The 13,149-nt window shown below is 68.0% G+C and carries 12 protein-coding genes; 9 read left to right on the top strand and 3 right to left on the bottom strand.

The genetic code is table 11. The annotated features are described in order from the left end of the window. The first annotated feature begins 10 nt into the window (after positions 1 to 10). Positions 11 to 904 (top strand): lysophospholipid acyltransferase family protein, encoded by an 894-nt coding sequence (locus tag MGN01_RS18875; RefSeq protein ID WP_147048381.1) that lies wholly within the window; start codon positions 11 to 13, stop codon positions 902 to 904. A 72-nt stretch (positions 905 to 976) separates the two neighbouring features. On the opposite strand, the gene MGN01_RS18870 is transcribed toward MGN01_RS18875, so the two are convergent. Then, positions 977 to 1,420 carry an MEKHLA domain-containing protein gene (locus MGN01_RS18870; RefSeq protein ID WP_147048380.1) on the bottom strand — a complete coding sequence of 148 codons (444 nt, stop codon included), beginning with the start codon at positions 1,418 to 1,420 and terminating at the stop codon, positions 977 to 979. Between the two features lie 122 nt (positions 1,421 to 1,542). Here MGN01_RS18870 and miaB point away from each other — a divergent pair, with 122 nt between their 5' ends. The 3 genes from miaB to MGN01_RS18855 are packed head-to-tail and all read left to right on the top strand — an operon-like array spanning position 1,543 to position 5,300. Further along, a complete protein-coding gene (gene miaB / locus MGN01_RS18865; RefSeq protein WP_147048379.1) occupies positions 1,543 to 2,880 on the top strand; it encodes a tRNA (N6-isopentenyl adenosine(37)-C2)-methylthiotransferase MiaB in 1,338 nt (445 codons plus the stop codon). 19 nt (positions 2,881 to 2,899) lie between these two features. Further along, the gene (locus tag MGN01_RS18860) at positions 2,900 to 3,994 is read left to right on the top strand and encodes a PhoH family protein (protein ID WP_373319170.1); all 1,095 of its coding nucleotides are present in this window, start codon (positions 2,900 to 2,902) and stop codon (positions 3,992 to 3,994) included. A gap of 7 nt (positions 3,995 to 4,001) precedes the next feature. Next, entirely contained in the window at positions 4,002 to 5,300 is a 1,299-nt protein-coding gene (locus MGN01_RS18855; protein WP_147048377.1) for a leucine-rich repeat-containing protein kinase family protein, read from the top strand. A gap of 41 nt (positions 5,301 to 5,341) precedes the next feature. Here MGN01_RS18855 and MGN01_RS18850 read toward each other — a convergent pair whose 3' ends face one another. Then, complete coding sequence (locus MGN01_RS18850; protein ID WP_238257862.1) at positions 5,342 to 6,637, bottom strand: lipopolysaccharide biosynthesis protein; 1,296 nt, start codon at positions 6,635 to 6,637, stop codon at positions 5,342 to 5,344. Between the two features lie 126 nt (positions 6,638 to 6,763). On the opposite strand from MGN01_RS18850, the gene MGN01_RS18845 reads away from it, so the two are divergent. The 5 genes from MGN01_RS18845 (at position 6,764) to MGN01_RS18825 (ending at position 12,737) form a co-directional block, all read left to right on the top strand. Then, positions 6,764 to 7,972, top strand: coding sequence for an FAD-dependent oxidoreductase (locus tag MGN01_RS18845; protein ID WP_147048376.1), 1,209 nt, complete (start codon positions 6,764 to 6,766; stop codon positions 7,970 to 7,972). A gap of 95 nt (positions 7,973 to 8,067) precedes the next feature. Beyond that, positions 8,068 to 8,553: an rRNA maturation RNase YbeY gene (gene ybeY / locus MGN01_RS18840; RefSeq protein ID WP_147048375.1), complete on the top strand. Its 486-nt coding sequence runs from the start codon at positions 8,068 to 8,070 to the stop codon at positions 8,551 to 8,553. Positions 8,554 to 8,598: 45 nt separating this feature from the next. Further along, positions 8,599 to 9,720 carry a hemolysin family protein gene (locus MGN01_RS18835; RefSeq protein ID WP_147048374.1) on the top strand — a complete coding sequence of 374 codons (1,122 nt, stop codon included), beginning with the start codon at positions 8,599 to 8,601 and terminating at the stop codon, positions 9,718 to 9,720. Between the two features lie 129 nt (positions 9,721 to 9,849). After that, positions 9,850 to 11,538, top strand: a complete 1,689-nt coding sequence (lnt, locus tag MGN01_RS18830; protein WP_147048373.1) for an apolipoprotein N-acyltransferase — start codon at positions 9,850 to 9,852, stop codon at positions 11,536 to 11,538. Continuing rightward, a complete protein-coding gene (locus MGN01_RS18825; RefSeq protein WP_147048372.1) occupies positions 11,535 to 12,737 on the top strand; it encodes an MFS transporter in 1,203 nt (400 codons plus the stop codon). Before lnt ends, MGN01_RS18825 begins: the two co-directional genes overlap by 4 nt. Here MGN01_RS18825 and MGN01_RS18820 read toward each other — a convergent pair. Continuing rightward, the gene (locus MGN01_RS18820; protein ID WP_147048371.1) at positions 12,716 to 13,042 is read right to left on the bottom strand and encodes a YnfA family protein; all 327 of its coding nucleotides are present in this window, start codon (positions 13,040 to 13,042) and stop codon (positions 12,716 to 12,718) included. The genes MGN01_RS18825 and MGN01_RS18820 overlap by 22 nt on opposite strands. Positions 13,043 to 13,149 lie beyond the last annotated feature (107 nt).

Genomic DNA, 13,149 nt, shown 5'->3' with positions numbered 1-13,149 from the left:
GATGCATGTCATGACTCGCATCGCGACGGCTGCGCGGCTGGTGCTCTATGCGCTGTTTTTCGGGCTCATCGTGGGCCCGCACGTGCTGAGCCTGCGTTACGGGCGTGGGGGCCTCGCTGGCCGGCTGCCAATGCTGCTGCACCGCGTCTTCCTCCGCCTGTTCTCGGTGCGGGTGATCCAGAGCGGCACGCCGCCGAGGGCGGGGGAGGGGGCGCTGGTGCTCGCCAACCACGTCTCCTGGCTCGACATCATCGTGCTCGGCGGTCTGCGACCGCTCTCCTTCGTCGCGAAATCGGAGATCGCCGGCTGGCCGGTAATCGGTACGCTCGCGCGTCTGCAGCGTACGGTGTTCATCGATCGCGCCCGACGTGGGGCCACCGCCACCGTAAACTCGATGATCGGCGAGCGCCTCGCCGCGGGCGAACTCGTCGTGCTATTTGCCGAGGGCACCACTGGCGACGGCCTGCGCCTGCTGCCCTTCCGTTCCTCGCTCGTCGGCGCCGCCCGGGAGGCACTCACCGACGGCACGGGAGGCCTCGCCCGCATTCGGCTGCAGCCCGTGGCGCTCGCCTATACCGGGCGCAGCGGATTGCCGCTGACCCGTGTGGAGCGCCCCGAAATCGCCTGGTATGGCGACATGGAACTCGCTCCTCATCTTGATCTCTTCGCGCGACGCGGCCCAATCGACCTGCACGTGGTCTGGGGCGCCCCGATCGCTTTCGAGCCCGGTACCGACCGCAAGGTAGCGACCGCGCAGGCCGAGGCGGCGGTCAGGCAATCACTGCGCGATGCGCTCGCTGGCCGCGTGACAGGGGTGCAGGGTGCCCGCGCCGCGGAAGCCACCGACCGCCAGACCGGCCGCGAGGGCGCCGATGTCTCCGCGCCGGGCATCGCAGCGGTTTAACCCCTCTCCCCGCATGCGGGGAGAGGGGATCTGCTCATGCAGACGGAGCTGTTCGGATGCCGTCTGAGCCGATCAGTCCTTCGGCAGCCGATAGGTTGCCGCCTGTCCGTGCGTGACACCTGCCTCGTCGATCAACTGCCACACCACGACATCGACAATAGGGAAACGCCGACCCGACTTCGCGATGCGGATCCCAGAATAGCCGGCGACGTAGCCATCACGCGCAACAGCCGCCAAGAGGCGGTCGCGCTCGGCGCGATCAGGCGCCTCTGCCGAGAGCCGCGAAGGCATGCCGATCATCTCGTCCAGCGCGTAGCCGAAACTCTCCTGCGCCGTGCGGTTGGCGTAGACGAAACGCGGATCGGCATCGGTGTCGTGAGCCAGGAGCGCGAATGGGGCCTGCTCGTAGGCCCATCTTGCATCCGCCCCCTCCGGCAGCAGTGGCCGGCCGATGAGGCGCTGATAGCTGCCGGCCAGGAGCGCGAAGAAGTCGGGGTCTTTCGTCAGGTCCGGGATGATGGTCTCCTGGGTTCGGCCTCGGCGACGTGCGCCTGAAACCGTGCTAAGGCCGCCTCCGATCCCTTGGAACGGCCGTCGGCGGAGCCGACGGCGCAGAACATGAACACGGCCGGGCCACTTTGAAGAAAGCCTTCGTCAAATCCTACGGCTGCCAGATGAACGCCTACGACGCGGGGCGCATGGCGGACCTGCTCGCGGCTGAGGGCTATGCTGCGACGGAGACAGTGGAGGAGGCGGATGTCGTCGTCCTCAACACCTGCCACATCCGCGAAAAGGCTGCCGAGAAGGTTTTTTCCGAGGTCGGACGCCTGCGTGTGCTCAAGGCTGAACGCGCTCAGGCAGGCCTCGATACGCGAATCGTGGTGGCGGGCTGCGTCGCGCAGGCCGAGGGGCGCGAAATCCTGGCCCGCACGCCGGCCGTTGACGTGGTGGTCGGCCCGCAGAGCTATCACCGGCTGCCGGAGCTGCTGTCGGAATCGAAGAGCCGCCGCGTCGTCGACACCGAGTTTCCGATCGAGGACAAGTTCGCGAAGCTGCCGGCACGCCGCAACCGAGGTGTCACCGGCTTCCTGACCATCCAGGAGGGCTGCGACAAGTTCTGCGCCTTCTGCGTGGTGCCTTACACCCGTGGTGCCGAGGTCTCGCGCCCTGTCGCAGCCATCCGCGCCGAGGCCGAGGCGATGCTCGCTGACGGCGTCCGCGAGATCACGCTGATCGGCCAGAACGTGAATGCCTATCACGGCGAGGCGCTGGGCGGCGGCACCGCCTCGCTCGCCGACCTGATGCGAGCGCTCTCCGACCTGCCGGGACTGGCACGGCTGCGCTACACTACGAGCCACCCCAACGACATGGGCGACGATCTGATCGCCGCCCACGGCGCCAATCCCTTGGTGATGCCCTACCTGCACCTCCCGGTGCAGTCGGGTTCGACCCGGGTGCTGCAGGCGATGAACCGCAAGCATACGGCCGATGCTTACCGCCGGCTGATCGAACGCGTGCGTGACGCGCGGCCCGATATAGCCCTGTCCTCGGACTTCATCGTCGGATTTCCCGGGGAGACCGATGCGGAATTCGAGGAGACTATGCGGCTCGTCGCGGACATCGGTTTCGCAAGCGCTTTCTCGTTCAAGTACAGCCCCCGCGCCGGCACGCCTGCTGCCGATCGCGAGGACGCGATCCCCGAGAGCGTAAAATCCGAGCGCCTCGCCCGGCTCCAGCAATTGCTCGACGGGCAGCGCCACGCCTTCAACGAGAGCATGGTCTGCGAGACCGTCGAGGTGCTGGTGGAGAAGGCCGGACGCCATCCGGGACAGGTCGCCGGCAAGACGCCGCATCTGCTGATGGTGCAGATCGAGGCGCCGGCTTCGACCATCGGCACGCTGCTGACCGTGCGGATCACGCGCAGCGGATCGAACAGCTTGTTCGGCGAGTTGCTGCCTGACGCGGTAGCCGCCTGATTGCAGAAGGATCTCGCCAGTGCCGAATGACGCCGCCGGGCGCACCCTGAAGGGGAGAGGGCCGGCCGCGCAAGGCGGCCTCGCCGAGACCGTGGAGGTCTCGCTGACCTTCGAGGATAACCGGCTCGCGAGCCTCGTCTTCGGTCAGTACGATCAGAACGTCGCCCATATCGAGCGGCGCATCGATGTGAAGGCGACGGCGCTCGGCAACCATCTCGTCATCAAGGGCACGCCGGACGCCGCCGAGAAGGGCCGGCGGGTCTTCGAGCGGCTCTATGGCCGCGTCCGCAACGGCGACACGACGGTGACGCTGGGCGACGTCGACGGGGTGATCCAGGAGGTCACCGTCCAGGGCAACCTGTTTCCCTCGGCCGAGATTGCAGCCGAGCCCGATCGCGAACATTTTGAGCAGATCGCCACTCGCCGCCGCGGCGCCGTGCGCGCCCGCAACGCCGCTCAGAGCGACTACATCAAGCTGCTGCGCACCAAGGAACTCGTCTTCGCCGAAGGCCCTGCTGGCACCGGTAAAACCTGGCTCGCGGTCGGTCACGCGGTCTCGCTTCTGGAGCAGGGCCACGCCGAGCGCCTGATTCTCTCGCGGCCTGCGGTGGAAGCGGGCGAGCGCCTCGGCTTTCTGCCGGGCGACATGCGCGAAAAGGTCGATCCGTATCTGCGGCCGATCTACGATGCGCTGTACGACTTCATGGAGGCGCGCCACGTCGACCGTGGCTTGCAGACCGGCATCATCGAGATCGCGCCGCTTGCCTTCATGCGCGGGCGCACGCTCACCAATGCGGTGGTGCTGCTCGACGAAGCGCAGAACACCACCTCTATGCAGATGAAGATGTTCCTTACCCGGCTCGGTGAGAACTCGCGGATGATCGTGACCGGCGATCCGAGCCAGATCGACCTCCCGCCGGGCCAGAAATCCGGGCTCGTCGAGGCGGTGAACGTGCTCGACGGCGTTGAGGGCATCGGCCGCGTGCGGTTCCGCGACATCGATGTGGTCCGCCACGATCTCGTCCGGCGGATCGTCACGGCCTACGAAGCGGCGAGCCACGGCGAGGCGGAAGCCGATCGCAATCCCAATCTGCGGCGACGCCCACTGGCATAGCGGCCCCATGCGCGCTACCCTGGCCGATAGGCTGACGGCACTTCGCCGCGGCGATCTCGCAGGAGCGAGCGAGCTCTCCCTGGTGGGCGGTCTCACCGAGTTTCCGACGGAAATCTTCGGGCTCGCCGACAGTCTCGAGGTGCTCGATATTAGCGGCGGCAGCCTCACGAGCCTACCCGCCGAGATCGGCAGGCTGACGAAGCTGCGCGTGCTGTTCCTGTCCGGCAACCGCTTTGAACGGATGCCGCCGGCGCTGGGCAATTGCCCGTCCCTGAGCCAGATCGGCATGCGCAATGCCGGCCTGCGCGAAGTCCCAAGCGAGGCACTGCCGGCGACCCTGCGCTGGCTGACGCTGACCGACAACGCCATCGAGATCCTGCCCGACGCCCTTGGCGAACGACCGCATCTCCAGAAGTTGCTACTCGCCGGCAACCGGCTTCGCACGCTGCCGGAGGGGTTGGCCGCCGCGAAGAGGCTCGAGCTGATCCGGCTTGCCGCTAACCGCTTCGAGGCGCTGCCCCCGTGGCTTGTAACGCTGCCCAGCCTCGCCTGGCTGTCCTATGCCGGCAATCCGCTGGAGCGCGAGATGCCACTCGCAGGCGTCGCCTCCGTGGCATGGCGCGACCTAACCCTCGGTGAGCGGCTGGGGGAGGGCGCGTCCGGCATCACGCACCGGGCCTCCTGGCGCACGGAGGGTGAGATCCGCCCCATTGCGCTCAAATTGTTCAAGGGCGCCATGACCAGCGACGGGTTGCCCGATCGCGAGATGGCGGCTTGCCTCGCGGCCGGCGCGCATCCGAACCTCACGAGCGGCCTCGGCCGGCTGACGGGACATCCTGAGGGCGCGGAAGGGTTGGCAATGCGCCTGTTGCCGTCGCACTGGCGCGCGCTGGCCGGGCCGCCGAGCCTGTCGAGTTGCAGCCGCGACGTCTACGATCCCGCCATGCGGATCGAAGCCGAGGTGGCCCTGCGCCTTGCCCGCGCCGCTGCCTCTGCCGCCGCGCACCTACACACACGCGGTCTGCTGCATGGTGATCTCTACGCGCACAACCTGATCTGGGATGGTACGAGCGGCGAATGTGTCCTCAGCGATTTTGGTGCGGCCTCGTTGCTTCCAAGTAGCGAGGTCGACCGTTGCTACGAGAGGGTCGAGGTACGGGCTTGGGGGCTCCTGCTCGGTGAACTCCTCGACCTCTGTCCTGCTGTGCCCGACACATTGCGCACCCTTCAGCACGCCTGCACGCAGCCTGATACCGCGGCGCGCCCTCTGATGGACGAGGTCTTGGCGACCCTCGGCGAGCCGTAAGCTCGTCCGATCCCTCAAGCGCTGGCCGACCACCGGCAGGTTCAAGCCGGTTGCATCTTCCGAGTCGCGCTTCGGCGCACGAGCCTAAATAGGATCAGCCAGGCGGCGGCGACCGTACAGGCTTCGATGACGTAGAGAGCGGCGAGCGTGCCATTCGGAGGCAGCCACCACGACCACCATGCGATCAGCAACGAGCCGCCGAGATTGGTTGCATTGACGATCACCGCACGCTCTGCCTGATGGCTCGAGGCGCCGAGCACGTCCATGGCCACCGAGGAGGCGGCGATGAAGAGCGGCAGCCAAGCGAGGATGCCGACGAAGCGCGTGAGCGACGTGTAGTCCCGCCCAAAGATCAGGGGCAGGTAGCCGGAGATCACGAAGAGCCCGGCCGAGGTCGCGAGGCCAAGCGCCAGTGCGAGGGGCAGCAGCCGCCGAGCGCCCGGCATCGTGGCGTGGATGCCGTCGAGGCTGGTTTTTGCAAAACGGGGAAAAGCGATGCGGTTCAGCGCGTCGATCGTCAGGTAGCTGCTGTCCAGAATGCGGCGGGCGACGCCGTAGCTGCCAACCACCTCGATCGAGGCCACCAGGCCGAGCATAAACAGGTCGGCGTTCTGCCGCACCGAGCGCGCAACGAATTGCGAGCAGAAATAAAGGCCCAGTCGGATCTCCTCGCGCACGATGGCGAGGCGTGGCCGGCCAAGACGGCGCAGCCACCACGCATAGGCGACAACCACTAGGAGGTTTCCGGCGAATTGCCAGGCTGCCCATTGTGCGAGGCTCGCCGTCGAAAAGACCAGACAGGCGACGATCGCCGTCAAGGTTCGCGCCACAGCGTAGCCGACGACAGCGCGGTTGGCCGAGGCGAAGCGCGAATGGCCGAGGAAAATCAGCTCGGCCAGCAGAATGAGCCGCACCAGCACGATGTTCGTGACCAGGAAGAGTGCCGTCGCGCCTAAATTGGTCGCTGGATCTGGGCTGATCGTGATCCAGTAGGGCACGGCCACGAGGCCTAGCGCGACGAGCAGCACGCCCGTCGCTCCGGTGAGAATGAGGTTGTGGCCCAGCATGGCCGGGTACATGGCTCGGTTCTGGGAGACCCGGCGCAGCAGGCAGTCGGAAGCGCCGATGCCGCAGACATGCACGGCGACGTTGGTAAGCGCGGCAAGCTGCACGAACCGGCCGAACTCGCTGGACCCGAGTGCACGGGCCAGGATTGCGAAGGTGACGAGCTGAGCCGCGCTCGCCGCCACGAGGCTGCCGCTGGATGCGATGTAGGACAGCCCCAACGGCAGGTGCCGTCGCAGGGCGGCCAGCCGTAGCGGGACGGAGCGGATCAAGAGTCTAGGGTCTCCGGGACGAGAGAGCTACGCAGATTCACATCTTGTCGCAGCGCGGCAACTATCGTTTGACCGGGTGGGGAGATTGCCGTCGCATGCGGTTGCGTCCGACGGGCTGGAGGCGTCATGGGGGCGCAAGACATCCTGAGATTGGAACCTAGTCAATCCGCACGATCGACGGAGGCCGCGAGCGGCGAGACCGAGGTGATCATGCTCGGCGCCGGCATTGCTGGCAGCGCCGCTGCCTCGGCTCTGGCTCGCCAGGGTCGGCGTGTCGTCCTGATCGCCCAGCACGAGCGCCACCCCCCGGAGTTCCGCGCGGAGAAGCTCGGCGAGCCGCAGATGCGGCTTCGCGACCGGATGGGACTCGGAGAGGCGGGGCGAGCTGCGGCGACCGCGTTCGACGGTGTCTGGCTGCACCGCTTCGGTCGGATCGCTGCCCGCAGTGCGCGGCGGGAATACGGCTGCGATTATGGACGCTTGGTTGATGCCCTGCGCGCTGCCCTGCCGCCCACTGTTCAGCTCGTGGTCGGGCGTACGGACGCCATCGAGACCGGCCCGAGTCGGCAAACGGTCAGGCTGCGCGATGGTCAATCGCTGACCGCGCGGCTTCTCGTCGTCGCCACCGGCCTCGGCGAGGAAGTGCGCCGCGTCCTCGGCCTCCGCAAGGAGATGGTGAGCCCTGCGCACACGCTGGCGGCAGGGTTCACCTTGACGCGCGTGCCGAGCGAGTTTCCGTTTCCCTCGCTGGTTTGGACGGGCGAGCGGTTCGGTGACCGCGTCTCTTACCTGACGCTGTTCCCGGTCGGCGACACGATGCGCGCCAACCTCTACGTTTACCGGACGCCCTCGGAGGCCTGGGTGCAGGATTTCCGGCTCAGCCCCAATGCCACGCTGCGCGCCTTGATGCCGCGGCTGGAAGAAACCTTCGGCGAGGTTCGCGTAAATGGGCCCGTGGTGCTGCGCGCGATCGACCTGTACCGCGTGCGGGAGCACGAGCGGGACGGCTTCGTGGTGGTAGGCGACGCCTTCGCGACGAGTTGCCCGATCACCGGAACTGGTATCGACAAGGCGCTCACCGACGTCGACCGGCTGCGCCACTTTCACCTGCCACGCTGGTTCGAGACTCTGGGAATGGGGGCCGAGAAACTCGCGAGCTTCTATGCCGACCCCGTGAAGCAGGCGCGCGACCGCTCGGCGCTGCGCGTGAGCCTCGACGCCCGCTCGATCAAGGTCGAAACCTCGCTTCGCTGGCGGCTGAAGCGGGCGAAGAGCGAGACGCTGGTGCGGATGCTCTACCGGCTTCCGTCCAACCGTTTCATGGAGCGGCACTAGACTGCGCTGCGGAGCAGCCTTGTCCCGGCCCCGGTTGCCGGACGGGGTGCCCGCCCGCTAACAGCGCTACTTGCCCCGTCGGACCAGCCTCGCCCGTGAGCCATCCCGAGATCGACATCGCCATTGAGGATGCGCGCTGGGAAACGGCCGTGCCGGAGCTCGAGGCCTTGGTCGAGCGCGCCGTCGCAGCGGGCCTCTCGGCCTTGCCCGATTCGCAAGCTGGGCCCGTCTCGGTGAGCATCCTGCTCGCCGACGACGCGACCGTGCAGGACCTCAACCGGACCTGGCGCGACAAGGACAAGCCTACCAACGTGCTCTCGTTTCCGGCCGCGGACCAGCCCATGCCGCCGGGCGAGCCGGAGCCGCTCGGCGACGTGGTTCTTGCTTATGACACGGTGCTGCGCGAGAGTGTGGAGCAGTCGAAGCCGTTCAGCCACCATCTCGCGCATCTCCTCGTCCATGGCACTCTTCACCTGCTCGGGCAGGATCACGAGACCGGCGAGGCCGAGGCCGACGCGATGGAAGCCATCGAAGTCGCGGCCCTCGCGACGTTGGGCATCCCGGACCCTTACGCCGACTGACCCGCCTCGACCCCGGCACTTCCGCCTCGGACATTCAAGAGAGACATGACCAACGACCGAAGTCGCGGCGCGGCCCTGGCCGCGCCCCATGCAGATGCCGACCCCCAGCCCCGCGAGGCTTGGTACGATCGCCTGCTCAATGTGTTCAACCTGCGCTCACGCGACAGCCTGCGCACCGGCATCGAGGATGCGCTGGCCGAGCCCGACACGGGCGAGGACTCGTTCTCCCCGCTGGAGCGGGCGATGCTCAAAAACGTGCTGGGTCTTCACAAGGTGCGCGTTGACGACGTGATGGTGCCCCGCGCCGACATCGTCGCCGTGCCCGTCGAAAGCAGTCTCGGCGATCTGCTCAAGCTGTTCCGCACCGCCGGCCATTCACGTTTGCCCGTCTACGGCGAGACGCTCGACGACCCGCGCGGCATGGTCCACATCCGCGATTTTGTCGAATACTTCGCCAGCAAGGCTGAGGCGTCGCCCCGTCGCGCGCCAGCGAACTCAGGCGCAACGGCCACCAACGAGGAGAACAAGCCCGCCCGCGTGCGCCGGCTGCCGGCCCGCGCCGTCCGCGAGCTCGATCTCGGCAAGGTCGACCTCTCGGTGACGCTGGCCTCGACCCGCATCCAGCGCCCGGTCCTGTTCGTGCCACCATCCATGCCGGCCATCGACCTGCTCGTGCGGATGCAGGCGACCCGCACTCACATGGCGCTGGTGATCGACGAGTATGGCGGCACCGACGGGCTGATCTCCATCGAGGATTTGATCGAAGTGGTGCTCGGCGACATCGAGGACGAGCACGACGTAGCTGAGGGTCAACTCATTAACCGCGTCGAGGGCGAGACCGACGCCTACGTCGCGGATGCCCGCGCCGGCCTCGCGGAGGTCTCGGAGGCCACCGGCGTCGATCTCGTGGCCTCGGCCGGCGAGATGGCGGAGGAGATCGACACGATCGGCGGCCTCATCGTGACGCTGGCCGGCCGCGTGCCCTCGCGCGGCGAGATCATCGCCGGCCCGAGCGAGCTCGAATTCGAGGTGCTCGACGCCGACCCGCGCCGCGTGAAGCGGCTGCGCCTGCAGCGAGGCCCTAGCCGGATTGGGCAGGTGGTCCCGCTGGCACTGCCAGCGCCAACGAAGGACCTGCCGCCGCAGGCCCAGGCGGCCGGGCGTTGATTATCGGCGAGCCCGTGCGATAGCGGAGGGCTTGCCGTTTTCGGTCCACCTCATGGGGAGGCGCCGCTGGAACGCGGAATTCATGTAAAGCCTGCCATCCGCACCCGGCTGCCCGATGATCCTCACCGCATGACCCTCGCGCGCAACAGCGACGCACATATTGGGCTGCCCATCGTCGGCTGGCTCGAGTCGATCGCCCATCGCATCATCCTGAGCCATGGTTGGACCAGGTTCGGGCTCGCGGTCGCAGCGGGCGCAATTGGCGCGCTGGCGATGCCGCCCTACGGCATGCTGCCGGCTTTGGCCCTGTCGCTCACCGTGGCGGTCTGGCTCATCGATGGCGCGAGTGCCGGTCCCCGCGGCTGGTGCACGCTCCGGGATTGCGCCCTGATCGGCTGGGCCTGGGGCTTCGGCTACTTCGTCGCCGGCCTGTGGTGGCTCGGCGCAGCCTTTCTGGTGGAGGCCGACCAGTTCGCCTGGGCGATGCCACTCGGCGTAGTCGGGCTGCCGGCGGTGCTCGCCGTGTTCTATGCCCTCGGCTTTGCTGCGGCCCGACTGGTCTGGTCGCGTGGGATCGGGCGACTTTTCGCGCTGGCCTTTGGTCTTGCTGGCAGCGAATGGCTGCGCGGGCATCTGTTTACCGGCTTTCCCTGGAACAACGTCGGCATGGCGCTCGGCGGCAATCTCTGGCTGATGCAGGGCGCCTCACTCGTGGGGCTCTATGGCCTCAGCCTGATCGTCGTGCCGATCGCGGCCGCTCCCGCAGCACTTGTCACCGGCGCCAGCCCACGCGCGCGGTTCGGCCCCGTCGTCGCGGGCGGGTTGGTGCTGGCTGTGCTCGCGCTGTTCGGAGCCTGGCGCGTCCCGAGCGGGCCCGATGCGACCATCGCCGGCGTGCGGCTGCGCCTGATCCAGCCGAATATCCAGCAGGACGAGAAATTCGGGCCCGAGGCCCGCGACAGCGTCGTCGACAAATATCTCGAGCTCAGCGACCGGGCGACATCGCCGGAGCGCAGCGGCATTGCCGACGTCACCCACATCGTCTGGCCGGAATCCGCCTTTCCCTTCCTGATCCAGCGCGACCCCCAGACCCTCGGACGCATCGGTGCGGTGCTGCCCAAGGACAAGCATCTCATCACCGGCGCGGCGCGGGCACAGGAGCCGCTCACCCGCGAACACGCAGTGTTCTTCAACTCGATCCTGACGATCGAGCATGGCGGCACACTCGGCCAGACCTACGACAAGGTGCATCTGGTGCCCTTCGGCGAGTACCTGCCGGGCCCGTTTGACGCGATCCTCAGGGCGCTGGGACTCCGGCAATTCGTCTCGGTGCCGGGCGGCTTCACCCCGGGCTCGCGCGCGGGCCAGCGCATCCTCCCCATCCCGGGCCTGCCGCCGGTGGCGGCGACGATCTGCTACGAGTCGATCTTTCCCGGAGCCATCGTGCCGGCCGACGCTGCAGATGCCGCAGCCGTCGTGCCCGGCCTGATTCTGAATCTGACCAACGACGCCTGGTTTGGAGACACGCCGGGCCCGCATCAGCACTTCGCCCAGGCGCGGCTGCGCGCCGTCGAGGAGGGCCTGCCGCTGGTGCGCGACGCCAACAGCGGCATCTCAGCCGTGGTCGACGCGCATGGGCGTATCGTCGCCGCGCTGCCTCTCGGCCAGGAAGGCGTGCTCGATGCGGAACTGCCCGCGCGCATCCCTGGTCGCACCGTCTATGCGCACCTGGGCGACGTACCCTTCGCAGCGATGCTGCTTTGCGCCGTCCTCATCGCGTTCGCCGGCCGTCGGCGTGACGCCCAAGGTGCAGCATGACCACGAGGACGGACGCAAGACCTCACAACCCGCTTCTCGTTGGTCTCGCGGTGACGCTGGTGGCATTCAACCTGCGGCCGGCGCTGACGAGCGTCGGGCCCCTGCTGACGCAGATCGTCGCCGAGACCGGATGCAGCGCCACCACGGCGACCGCGCTCACTACGCTGCCGGTGCTCTGCCTCGGCATCGGCGGCGCGTTCGGGCCGCCGGCGATCCGACGGCTCGGCGTCGATGCGGGCATCCTGGCGGGGCTCGTCGCAGTCCTTGCAGGCCTGTTGCTCCGCGGGCTCGGCGGCCTACCTGCCTTGTTCGCCGGAGCGGCGTTGTCGGGGCTTGGAATCGGCCTCTCGGGCGTCCTGCTGCCGGCACTCGTGAAGCGCGACTTCTCTCGCCGGGCCGGCCGGGCCACCGGGCTTTATACCATGGCGCTCTGCATCGGCGCAGGCGCTGCGGCTGGGTTGACCGTCCCGTTGGAGCACTGGCTCGGCCAGGGCTGGGCCGCCGCACTCGCCTTCTGGGCGCTGCCGGCGCTCATTGCAGTGGTTGCCTGGATTCCGTTCGCGCGCCCACGCCCTGCAGCGGCGGCCGTCCCGAGTGCCCGGCCCACGCTCCGGCTCTGGCAGGAACCGCTCGCCTGGCAGGTGGCCGGCTTCATGGGCTTGCAGTCCTCACTGGCCTACATCCAGTTCGGTTGGCTACCCGCGATGCTGCAGGGGCGGGGTCTCGATCCCGTCGAGGCCGGTTATCTCACCGCGTTATCGGCCTTCGCGCAAGCGCCGGGCGCTCTCGTGGTGCCGACACTGGCGGCCGGTGCGAGCGATCAGCGGGGCTGGATCGTCGGCAGCCTGTTCGTGACGGTCTCAGTCTTCGCGGCGTTGGGTTTCGGACCGGCGAGAGGCATGTTGCCGGCGGCGATCGTGCAGGGCTTCGCCCTGGGCGGCTGCTTCGGATTGGGCCTGACGGTGATCGTGCTCAGGGCACGCGATGCGGCGAGTGCCGGCGCGCTCTCCGCCATGGCGCAGGGCTTCGGCTACACGCTCGCCTCGCTCGGCCCGTTCGGCTTCGGGCTCGCCCACGAGATCAGCGGCGGGTGGGGCTTGCCGACGCTGCTCTTCGCCAGTGTGGCGCTCGGCGCAGCGCTCTGCGGCCTCGGTGCTGGGCGCAACCAGCATGTCGGTCAGGCCCCCCGGGGGCCGTAGAGGATCACTGCCATCCCGGCGAGGCAGAGCGCGGCGCCTGAGACGTCCCAGCGGTCCGGATCGACGCCCTCGACGAAGCGCAGCCAGATCAGCGAGGCGACTACATAAATCCCGCCATAGGCCGCGTAGGCCCGCCCGGCCGCGGTGGTGTCGGCGAGGGTGAGTAAACTCGCGAAGGCGATCAGCGACGCGAGGCCGGGCAGAAGCCAGAGCACGGAGGCATTCATCCGCGCCCAGGCCCAAAAGGCGAAGCAGCCTGCGATCTCGGCGAGCGCAGCACCGATGAAGGCGGCGAGGTTCGTCATCGGACTTCTCTCGAATACCGCCAGGCTTCGAGCAAGCCGCGTTGCATCACCTCTCCGAAACAAAAGCGGTTTTGCCGCATGATCCATCAGCGCACGGAAGAGTTTCT

The organism is Methylobacterium gnaphalii (assembly GCF_007992215.1).
Classification (GTDB): domain Bacteria; phylum Pseudomonadota; class Alphaproteobacteria; order Rhizobiales; family Beijerinckiaceae; genus Methylobacterium; species Methylobacterium gnaphalii.
The sequence above is the reverse complement of the archived record's forward strand: the minus strand, read 5'-3'. Positions and strand labels throughout refer to the sequence as shown.

Excerpts from the sequence above, each read along its gene's own strand:
- MGN01_RS18855 (WP_147048377.1), top strand. The coding sequence starts at position 4,002 with ATGCGCGCTACCCTGGCCGATAGGCTGACGGCACTTCGCCGCGGCGAT.
- lnt (WP_147048373.1), top strand. The coding sequence starts at position 9,850 with ATGACCCTCGCGCGCAACAGCGACGCACATATTGGGCTGCCCATCGTC.
- MGN01_RS18825 (WP_147048372.1), top strand. The coding sequence starts at position 11,535 with ATGACCACGAGGACGGACGCAAGACCTCACAACCCGCTTCTCGTTGGT.
- MGN01_RS18835 (WP_147048374.1), top strand. The coding sequence starts at position 8,599 with ATGACCAACGACCGAAGTCGCGGCGCGGCCCTGGCCGCGCCCCATGCA.
- MGN01_RS18875 (WP_147048381.1), top strand. The coding sequence starts at position 11 with ATGACTCGCATCGCGACGGCTGCGCGGCTGGTGCTCTATGCGCTGTTT.
- MGN01_RS18820 (WP_147048371.1), bottom strand. The coding sequence starts at position 13,042 with ATGACGAACCTCGCCGCCTTCATCGGTGCTGCGCTCGCCGAGATCGCA.
- MGN01_RS18845 (WP_147048376.1), top strand. The coding sequence starts at position 6,764 with ATGGGGGCGCAAGACATCCTGAGATTGGAACCTAGTCAATCCGCACGA.